Origin of the sequence: Burkholderia sp. Ac-20379 (assembly GCF_017104645.1) — a bacterium.
Classification (GTDB): Bacteria; Pseudomonadota; Gammaproteobacteria; order Burkholderiales; family Burkholderiaceae; genus Burkholderia.
Window position 1 is genome coordinate 1 of record NZ_JAAGPF010000308.1, and the last position, 8,726, is coordinate 8,726.

At 69.6% G+C, this 8,726-nt stretch carries 9 protein-coding genes; 6 read left to right on the forward strand and 3 right to left on the reverse strand.

Translation table 11 applies throughout. From position 1 onward, the window contains the following. Window positions 1-532, forward strand: a 532-nt coding sequence (locus G3N92_RS27020) for a nucleoside/nucleotide kinase family protein (RefSeq protein ID WP_206130651.1), incomplete at its 5' end; no start/stop codon positions are given. Here the strand turns inward: G3N92_RS27020 and G3N92_RS27025 are convergent. Then, entirely contained in the window at window positions 529-1,560 is a 1,032-nt protein-coding gene (locus G3N92_RS27025; protein WP_206130652.1) for an AraC family transcriptional regulator, read from the reverse strand. The genes G3N92_RS27020 and G3N92_RS27025 overlap by 4 nt on opposite strands. 346 nt (window positions 1,561-1,906) lie before the next feature. Between G3N92_RS27025 and G3N92_RS27030 the strand changes: the two genes are divergently transcribed. Genes G3N92_RS27030 through G3N92_RS27050 form a run of 5 tightly spaced genes read left to right on the forward strand, consistent with a single transcriptional unit; the run spans window position 1,907 to window position 6,788 of the window. After that, window positions 1,907-3,154 carry a dienelactone hydrolase family protein gene (locus tag G3N92_RS27030; protein ID WP_206130653.1) on the forward strand — a complete coding sequence of 416 codons (1,248 nt, stop codon included), beginning with the start codon at window positions 1,907-1,909 and terminating at the stop codon, window positions 3,152-3,154. A 46-nt stretch (window positions 3,155-3,200) separates the two neighbouring features. Continuing rightward, the gene (locus G3N92_RS27035) at window positions 3,201-3,989 is read left to right on the forward strand and encodes an SDR family oxidoreductase (protein ID WP_206130654.1); all 789 of its coding nucleotides are present in this window, start codon (window positions 3,201-3,203) and stop codon (window positions 3,987-3,989) included. Between the two features lie 22 nt (window positions 3,990-4,011). Continuing rightward, complete coding sequence (locus tag G3N92_RS27040) at window positions 4,012-5,250, forward strand: styrene monooxygenase/indole monooxygenase family protein (RefSeq protein ID WP_206130655.1); 1,239 nt, start codon at window positions 4,012-4,014, stop codon at window positions 5,248-5,250. After that, window positions 5,250-5,786 (forward strand): flavin reductase family protein, encoded by a 537-nt coding sequence (locus G3N92_RS27045; RefSeq protein WP_241015041.1) that lies wholly within the window; start codon window positions 5,250-5,252, stop codon window positions 5,784-5,786. Before G3N92_RS27040 ends, G3N92_RS27045 begins: the two co-directional genes overlap by 1 nt. Before the next feature lie 45 nt (window positions 5,787-5,831). Next, complete coding sequence (locus G3N92_RS27050) at window positions 5,832-6,788, forward strand: transporter (RefSeq protein ID WP_206130656.1); 957 nt, start codon at window positions 5,832-5,834, stop codon at window positions 6,786-6,788. A gap of 9 nt (window positions 6,789-6,797) precedes the next feature. On the opposite strand, the gene G3N92_RS27055 is transcribed toward G3N92_RS27050, so the two are convergent. Both G3N92_RS27055 and G3N92_RS27060 read right to left on the reverse strand, forming a co-directional pair. Then, entirely contained in the window at window positions 6,798-7,550 is a 753-nt protein-coding gene (locus G3N92_RS27055; protein ID WP_206130657.1) for a response regulator, read from the reverse strand. After that, on the reverse strand, window positions 7,540-8,726 hold a 1,187-nt coding region (locus G3N92_RS27060; protein WP_206130658.1), incomplete at its 5' end, for an ATP-binding protein. The genes G3N92_RS27060 and G3N92_RS27055, both read right to left, overlap by 11 nt.

Here is an 8,726-nt window from a genome sequence, read left to right on the forward strand (position 1 = left end):
GAGCAGGTTCGCCGCGCGCCTGTGCGCGGCGTTGTGCGACGGCCGGCCGGGCCGCGCGGCGCTGCTCGCGATGGACGGCTACCACTACGACGACCGCGTGCTGAACGCGCGCGGCGATCGCCCGCGCAAGGGCGCGCCGCATACGTTCGACATCGACGGCCTGGCCGCGATGCTCGCGCGGCTGGCCGCCGACGACGGCCGCGAGATCGCCGTGCCGGTGTTCGACCGCGCGATCGAAATCGCCCGCGCCGGCGCCGAGATCATCGCACCGGCGGCGCGCACGATCGTGGTGGAGGGCAACTACCTGCTGCTCGACGATCCGGCCTGGGCGCCGCTGCGCCGCTTCTTCGATACCACCGTGATGCTCGACGTGCCGCGCGCGGTGCTGGTGGAACGCCTGTCGGCGCGCTGGCACGGCTACGGCATGGACGAAGCCGCGATCCTCGCCAAGCTCGACGGCAACGATCTGCCGAACGTCGATCGCGTGCTGAGCGGCTGCGTGCCGGCCGATTTCCGCGTGAAGAACGTTTAACGCCGGAATCGATCCCGGCGCATTTTCAGGGTGGTCGAAGGGGATTCGCCGAACGCGCGCTTGTACTCGAGCGAAAAGCGGCCCAGATGCGTGAACCCCCATTTCATCGCGACATCCGTGACGGAAACGAGCGCCGGCGCATCGTCGGCGAGCAGCGTCTCGCGCACATGTTGCAGGCGCAACTGTCTGACCAGCGCCATCGGCGTGACGCCGTGACGGTTGCGAAAGCCCGCGAACAGCGTGCTCGGGCTCACCCCCGCGATGTCGGCCAGCCGCTCGATGGTCAGCGGCTCGTCCAGATGCGCGTGGATGTAATCCTCCACGCGCCGCACGTAGAACGGCGCGAGCGCGGCCGGTGCGTGGCGCGCGGCGGCGCTCGCGCTGTTCGGCTGGCCGTGCAGCAGGATATTGAGCAGCGTCGATTCGAGTTGCTCGAAGGCGAGCGGGTTGCGCAGCGGATGCCCGTCGGCCGAGATCGCGCCGGCCAGCAGCGGCAGCAGTTGCACGAGGCAGCGGCCCTGCGGCGACGACAAGCCGAAGGCCGGCTCGAACTCCACCGGCGCGCCGCGATGCGCGCCGAAATGGCGCTGCGCGTGCCGTTCGACCAGGTCGCGCTCGAGACGCAGCACCACCTGCGGGCAGGCGTCGCCCCAGCGCATCCGCAGCGGCAGCGTGGGCGAGACCAGCGACGCGGTGCCCGGCGACGAGACGAACCGCGCGGCGCCGCATTCGATCGCGGCTTCGCCGCGCAGCGGAATCTGCAGAAGAAAGAAATCTTCCAGCGGCCCCGGATCGATGTCGACCTCGCCGCCGTAGTCGAGCAGATTCAGCGACAGGTTGCCCCAGCGCGCATGGTGCATCGAGCTGCGCAGCGCACGGTTGCCGCCCGACGGCGTCAGGCGGTGCGGCTTGAATACGTCCGCCACGCGCGCGCGCACTTCGTCCACGTCGTTGGACTGCAACAGCAGGGTGTCGTGATTGAAACAGGCGGTGTCGTCGAGCCAGCCCGCCTCAAGAAAATGCGCCATCGAAGTTCTCCCGTCATGCCCGATCGCACTCGCGTCGTGCACGGCTCCCGTTCCTGGTGAATGCCGCCGCACGATTCGGACAGCGCCCGGAGGATCCGGATAATCCGGGCCCCGCCGCGCACCGCCGCCGTCCTTCAACGCAAGAAGCGGGCCGCATCCGCATCCTAGAAAACTCCGCGCCGCGCCAGCATCCGCACATACCCGCGGTGCCGGGGGCGCCTGCGCCGCGCCGCCGTCGCGGCCCGCAGGTTTCTGGACTGCGCGGATACCGGCAACAGTAAGCGGATAGAAGCGCGAGTTTCGGCTGCGAATACTAGGCCCGTCACCCACACCACAGGACGGAGCCATGAAAGGCAGCCATATCGACGTCGCCTCGCGCGACGGCGCGACCTTCCGCGCATATCTGAGCGTACCGGCATGCGGCAGCGGGCCGGGCGTCGTGCTCTGTCACGAGATCTTCGGCGCCAACGCCACGATGCGCGCCACCGCCGATTACCTGGCCGAGGAAGGCTACGTGGTGCTGCTGCCCGACCTGTTCTGGCGCGCCGAGCCGGGCATCGAACTGAGCGGGACGCCGGCCGATTTCGAGCGCGCCATGGCGCTGTATCGCGGCTTCGACGAAACGCTCGGCGTGGCCGACGTGGGCGCCGCGCTGGACACGCTGCGCCGCCTGCCGGCCTGCACCGGCGAGGCCGGCGTGCTCGGCTACTGCCTGGGCGGCAAGCTCGCCTACCTGGCCGCGTGCCGGCTGCCGGGCGTGGCCGCCGCCGTCAGCTATTACGGGGTCGGCATCGAGGATGCGCTCGACGAGGCGGCCGGCCTGAACGGACGTTTGGTACTGCAGATCGCCGGCGAGGACCGCTTCTGCCCGCCCGACGCGCAGCGGCGGATCGCCGAGGCGCTGGGCGGGCGCGACGGCGTGGAGATCCACGTGTATCCGGGCGTCGATCACGCGTTCGCGCGCATCGGCGGCGAGCATTTCGACAAGGCCGCCGCGTCGATGGCGCATCAGCGCACGATCGCCGCGCTGCGCGGCGCGCTGGGCCCGCACTACGATCTGTCGGCGTTGTGGGAAACCCATCTCGAGCACGAATTCAGCACCCGCAACGTCGACGCGACGATGGCCACGATGGTGGCCGAGCCGTACGTGAACCATATCCCGACGCTGACCGGCGGTGTGGGCTACGACGAGCTCAAGCGCTTCTACACGCATCACTTCGTGCATGCGAACCCGCCCGACACCACCATCACGCCGATCTCGCGCACGATCGGCGCGAGCCAGATCGTGGACGAGCTGCTGTTCCGCTTCACGCACACCACCGAGATCGACTGGATGCTGCCCGGCGTGGCGCCGACCCACCGGCGCGTCGAAATTCCGCTGGTGGCGATCGTCAAGTTCCGCGGCGACAAGCTCTATCACGAGCACATCTATTGGGATCAGGCCAGCGTGCTGGTGCAGATCGGCCTGCTCGACGCGGCCGGGCTGCCGGTGGCGGGCGCGGAGACGGCGCACAAGCTGCTCGACGAGCGCGTGCCGTCGAACCGCCTGATGCGGCGCTGGCACGACAGCGCGCCCGCCGCGCGCACGGTGTGAGCGGCGCGAGCCGCAGCCCTTTCTTCATCGTTTCAGGGAGCTTCCCATGACAGCCCTTGCAGGAAAAGTCGCGATCGTCACCGGCGGCGCGACGCTGATCGGCGCGGCCGTGGCCGAGGATCTGAGCCGTGCCGGCGCGTGCGTCGCGATCCTCGATCTGGATCGCGACAACGGCGCGCGCGTGGCCGAATCGCTCGGCGAGCGCGGCCTGTTCGTCGCCACCGACATCACCGACGATCGCGCGATCGAGCGTGCGGTGGACGCCGTGGTCGAGCGCTTCGGCTCGGTGGATCTGCTGGTGAATCTGGCCTGCAGCTATGTCGACAACGGCATCCAGGCCAGCCGCCGCGACTGGCTCGCGGCGATGGACGTGAACGTGGTGTCGGCCGCGATGCTGGCCAAGGCGGTGCAGCCGCGGATGATCCAGCGCGGCGGCGGCGCGATCGTCAACTTCAGCTCGATCTCGGCGCAGTGCGCGCAAACCGGCCGCTGGCTCTATCCCACCTCGAAGGCGGCGATCCGCCAGCTCACGCGCAGCATGGCCATGGATCTCGCGGCCGACCGGATTCGCGTCAATTCGGTGTCGCCGGGCTGGACCTGGTCGCGCGTGATGGACGAGATGACGGGCGGCGATCGCGGCAAGACCGATCGCGTCGCCGCGCCGTTTCATCTGCTCGGGCGGGTCGGCGATCCGGCCGAGGTGGCGCGGGTGGTCACTTTCCTGCTCAGCGACGCGGCCAGCTTCGTGACCGGCGCCGATTACGCGGTGGACGGCGGCTATTCCGCGATGGGCCCCGAACAGGCCGAGCCGGCGATCCCCCGCCTCGCGCAATAACGCATTCAAACAGGAGATTCTCATGAGACGTATCGCCATCGTCGGCGCCGGCCAGTCCGGCCTGCAACTCGCCTTCGCCCTGCTCGATCAGGGCTACCACGTCACGCTCGCGACCAATCGCGACGCGGCGCAGATTCGTGCCGGCAAGGTCATGTCGAGCCAGTGCATGTTCCATACCGCGCTGCAGATCGAGCGCGATCTCGGCCTGAACCAGTGGGAGGAAGCCTGCCCCGCGATCGAAGGCATCGGCATCGCGGTGCCGCATCCGGAAGGCGGCGGTCGCCGGGCGATCGAATGGTCGTCGCGGCTCGCGCGCTACGCGCAATCGGTGGATCAGCGCGTCAAGATGGCCGACTGGCTCGAGGCGGTGGCGCGCCGCGGCGCCGAGGTGCGGATCGGCGACGTGGGCGAGCCCGAACTGGAGGCGCTCGCGCGCAGCCACGATCTGGTGCTGCTCGCGGCGGGCAAGGGCGAGATCGTCAACCGCTTCGAGCGCGACGCGGCGCGCAGCCTGTTCGAGCGGCCGCAGCGCGCGCTGGCGCTCACCTACGTGACGGGCATGACGCCGAGCCAGCCGTATTCGCGCGTGCGCTTCAACCTGCTGCCCGGCATCGGCGAATACTTCGTGTTCCCGGCGCTGACCGTCACCGGCCCGTGCGAAATCATGGTGTTCGAAGGCGTGCCAGGCGGCCCGCTCGATTGTTGGGCCGACGCGGTCGCGCCCGAGCAGCATCTGGCGCGCAGCCTCGCGCTGCTGAAGCAATACGTGCCGTGGGAATACGAACGCTGTCGCGACGTCGCGCTCAGCGATCCGAACGGCACGCTGGCCGGGCGCTTCACGCCGACGGTGCGCAAGCCGACGTTTCGCCTGCCGTCGGGCGCCACCGTGTTCGGCATGGCCGACGCGGTGGTGGTGAACGATCCGATCACCGGCCAGGGATCGAACAACGCGGCCAAGTGCGCGAAGCTGTATTGCGACGCGATTCTCGCGCGCGAGGCCGAGCCGTTCGACGAGGCGTGGATGCACGGCACGTTCGAGCGCTATTGGGGCTACGCGCAGCACGTGGTGCGCTGGACCAACTCGCTGCTCGCGCCGCCGCCGCCGCACGTCCTGGAGCTGCTCGGCGCCGCCGGGCAGCGGCCCGGGCTGGCCGCCGCGATCGTCAACGGCTTCGACGATCCGCGCCGGTTCTCGCCGTGGTGGTTCGATCCGGCCGCCTGCGCCGCGCTGATCGGCGAACACGACGTGGCGGAGGCGTGATGAACGCGCAAATCAACATGCCGATCGGCACGCCGTCCGTGCCCGGCTTCGATCCGAAGCAGTTGCGCGCCGCGTTCGGCGCGTTCCCGACCGGCGTCACGGTGATCACCACGCGCGCCGCCGACGGGCGCAAGGTCGGGCTGACCGCCAATTCGTTCTCGTCGCTGTCGATGGATCCGCCGCTGCTGCTGTGGAGCCTGCGCAAGGAAGCGCCGAGCCGCGCCGATTTCGTGGCCGGCTCGCATTTCGCGATCAACGTGCTGGCGCACGACCAGATCGGCCTGTCGCGCCGCTTCGCCACGCCGCTCGAGGACAAGTTCGAGGGCATCGCGCACCACGCCGCCGAGGCGGCCGGCGTGCCGTGCCTGGACGGTGTGAGCGCGCGCTTCGTGTGCCGCAACGAAGGCCACTACAACGGCGGCGATCACGTGATCTTCATCGGCCGGATCGAGCGGTTCGAGAGCTGGGATCGGGCGCCGCTCGCGTTTCATGCCGGCCGCTATCGCACGATCGCCGATCACCCCGATTCCATTTGAGCGAATCGATTCGTTGTCCAAACAAAAAATGATGGAGGTCCCGACATGAAACGCGGCTCACGCCTTTTTCTCCTGGCGAGCGTGCTGTTCGCCAACCTGGCGGCGCTCGCGCCGGCCCGCGCCAGCGATCTGCCGACGCTGAACCTCGGCATGACCAGCTTCCTGGACGGCATGCCGCCGGCCGGTTCGGGCTGGTACGGCACACAGTATTTCGAGTACTACACGGCCGGGCGCGTGAACGACAACGCCGGCAACAAGGTGGGCCTGCCGAAGCAGGACATCGACCTGTTCGCGGGCCTGAGCCAGTTGGTGTACCAGTCGCCATGGAGCGTGGGCGGCATGCATCCGGGCCTGGACGTGATCCTGCCGTGGATCGCCTCGGTGCATACCAACGACGGTCTCGGCAACGTGGCGCTGAATTCGCGGGCCGGCTTCGGCGACGTGGTGGTGGGGCCGTTCATCCAGTTCGATCCGGTGATGGGGCCGAACGGGCCGCGCTTCGCGCAGCGCGTGGAATTCCAGTTCATCGCGCCGACCGGCGCCTACGATCCGTCGCGCGCGATCAATCCGGGCAGTCACTTCTGGTCGTTCGATCCGTATTGGGCGGCCACGCTGTGGCTGACGCCGAAGTGGACGGTGTCGTGGCGGCTGCATTATCTGTGGAACGCCACCAACCACGAGCCGGCCACCGCGCTGGGGCCGGACGCCGCCAGCACCCAGGCGGGCCAGGCGGTGCACGTCAACTTCGCCACCGAGTACGAGGTGCGGCCCGGCCTGCGGCTCGGGATCAACGGCTACTGGCTGCGCCAGACCACCGACATGAAGCTGAACGGGCAGGACGTGGCCGGCACGCGCGAGGCGGTGTTCGCGATCGGGCCGGGGGCGATGTACAGCTTCTCGCCGCAGGATCACCTGATGTTCAACGCGTACTTCGAGACGCTGGCGCGCAACCGGCCGCAGGGATCGCGGCTGGTGCTGCGCTACGTTCATCACTTCCAGTAAGCGGATCCGCTAGCGCGGCGCGCCGCTGCCCGCCGCGTTCGCGTCGGGCTCGAACTGATAACCGACGCCGTAGATCGAGCGGATGTAGTCGTGTTCGGGCTGCACCGCCTGCAGCTTGCGGCGCAGGTTCTTGACGTGGCTGTCGACGGTGCGGTCGGTCACGACGCGGTGGTCGTCGTAGAGCCGCCGCAGCAGGAAATCGCGCGAATAGATGCGGCCGGGGTTCGCCACCAGCAGCGCGAGCAGGCGCAGTTCCACCGGCGTCAGGTGCAGGTTGCGGCCGTGCAGTTGCGCGAGGTGATGCTCGGGATCGATCGCGAACGGGCCGTTGGCGCCAGCGCCCGCGCCGGTGTCTTCGTCGGCCTGCTTCGGCCGCGCGGCGTTCTCGATGCGGCGCAGGATCGCCTTCACGCGCGCCACCACCTCGCGCGGGCTGAACGGCTTGCAGACGTAATCGTCCGCGCCCAGTTCGAGGCCGAGCAGGCGGTCGATCTCGTCGACGCGCGCGGTCAGGATGATCACCGGAATGGTCGAGAAGCCGCGTAGGTCGCGGCAGATGTCGAGCCCGCCGCGGCCCGGCAGCATCAGGTCGAGCAGCACCAGCGCCGGATCGTGCGCCTGCACGTACGGCACCACCTCGCGGCCGTCGGCGACGATCGCGGTGTCGAATCCTTCGGCATGCAGATAATCGGCGAGCAGGGCGGAGAGCTTCGGCTCGTCCTCGACGATCAGGACGGTCGGCCCGGGGCGGTCAGTTTTCATGGTCCGGTTTCAGCGAGGGGAACAGCATCATGATCCAGAGGCCGCCGAGCGGCGAGCGGCGCGCCGCGATGGTGCCGCCGTGCGCCTCGACGATATGCTTGCAGAGCGCGAGGCCGAGGCCCGAGCCGCCGCTCTGGCGGCTGCGCGAGACGTCCACGCGGAACAGCCGGTCGAACACGTTCGCGAGCATCGCGTCGGGCACGGCCGGGTGCGAATCGAGCACGTCGATCTGCCATTGCGCGCCGCGCGCCGTGACGGCCACCTGCACCGCGCCGCCCGGATCGGTATAGCGCAGCGAATTTTCCAGCAGGTTCTGCAGCAGTTGCGCGAGCCGGTGCGGATCGCCCGACATCAGCGCCGGATCGGACGGGATGCGCGTGTCGAGCGCGATGCGCTTCGCGCCGAGCCGCTCGACGAACGATTCGGCCGTGATCTCCACCACGCGCGCCACGTCCACCGGCATCATCTCGAACGACAGCGCGCCGATGTCGGCCAGCGACAGCTCGTGCAGGTCGTCGATCAGCTTGCTGAGCAGCGCGATTTCCGATTGCAGCGAGGCGAACGTGCCGGCGTCGGGGCGGCGCACGCCGTCCTCCAGCGCTTCCACCTCGCCGCGCAGCACCGCGAGCGGCGTGCGCAGCTCGTGCGAGATGTCGGCGAAGAAGTCGCGCCGCGCGCGCTCGGCGGCGGCCAGCGAGGCGGCGAGCTTGTTGAAATCCACCGCGAGCTGGCTCAGCTCGTCGCTGCCGCGCTCGGGCACCCGCACCGCGTACTGGCCTTCGGCGAGATGGTGGGTGGCGCGCACGATGCGGCGCACCGGCGCGAGGATCAGCCGCGCCAGCACCATCGCCACCAGCGCCGACAGCACGGCCGCCGCCAGCACGATGACCCAGGTGGCGCGCGACTGCTGCATCTGGAAGCGCTGGTCGGCCGCGTAGAACAGGCCGCCGGGCTTGGCGATCGACAGCCAGCCGACCACCTTGCCGCCCGCGTGCAGCGCATGCAGTTGCGTGTCGGGCGGCGGCGGGTAGCCGGCCAGGCGGTGCTTGGCGGCGTCGAACAGCGCGATCGGCGGCAGGTGATGGAAGCCGGGCGGATGGTCGCGCCAGCCGTCGTGCGGCATGCCGTAGCCGTCACGGCGGGGCGCATCGGCGCCGCTGTCGGTGCGGGGCCACG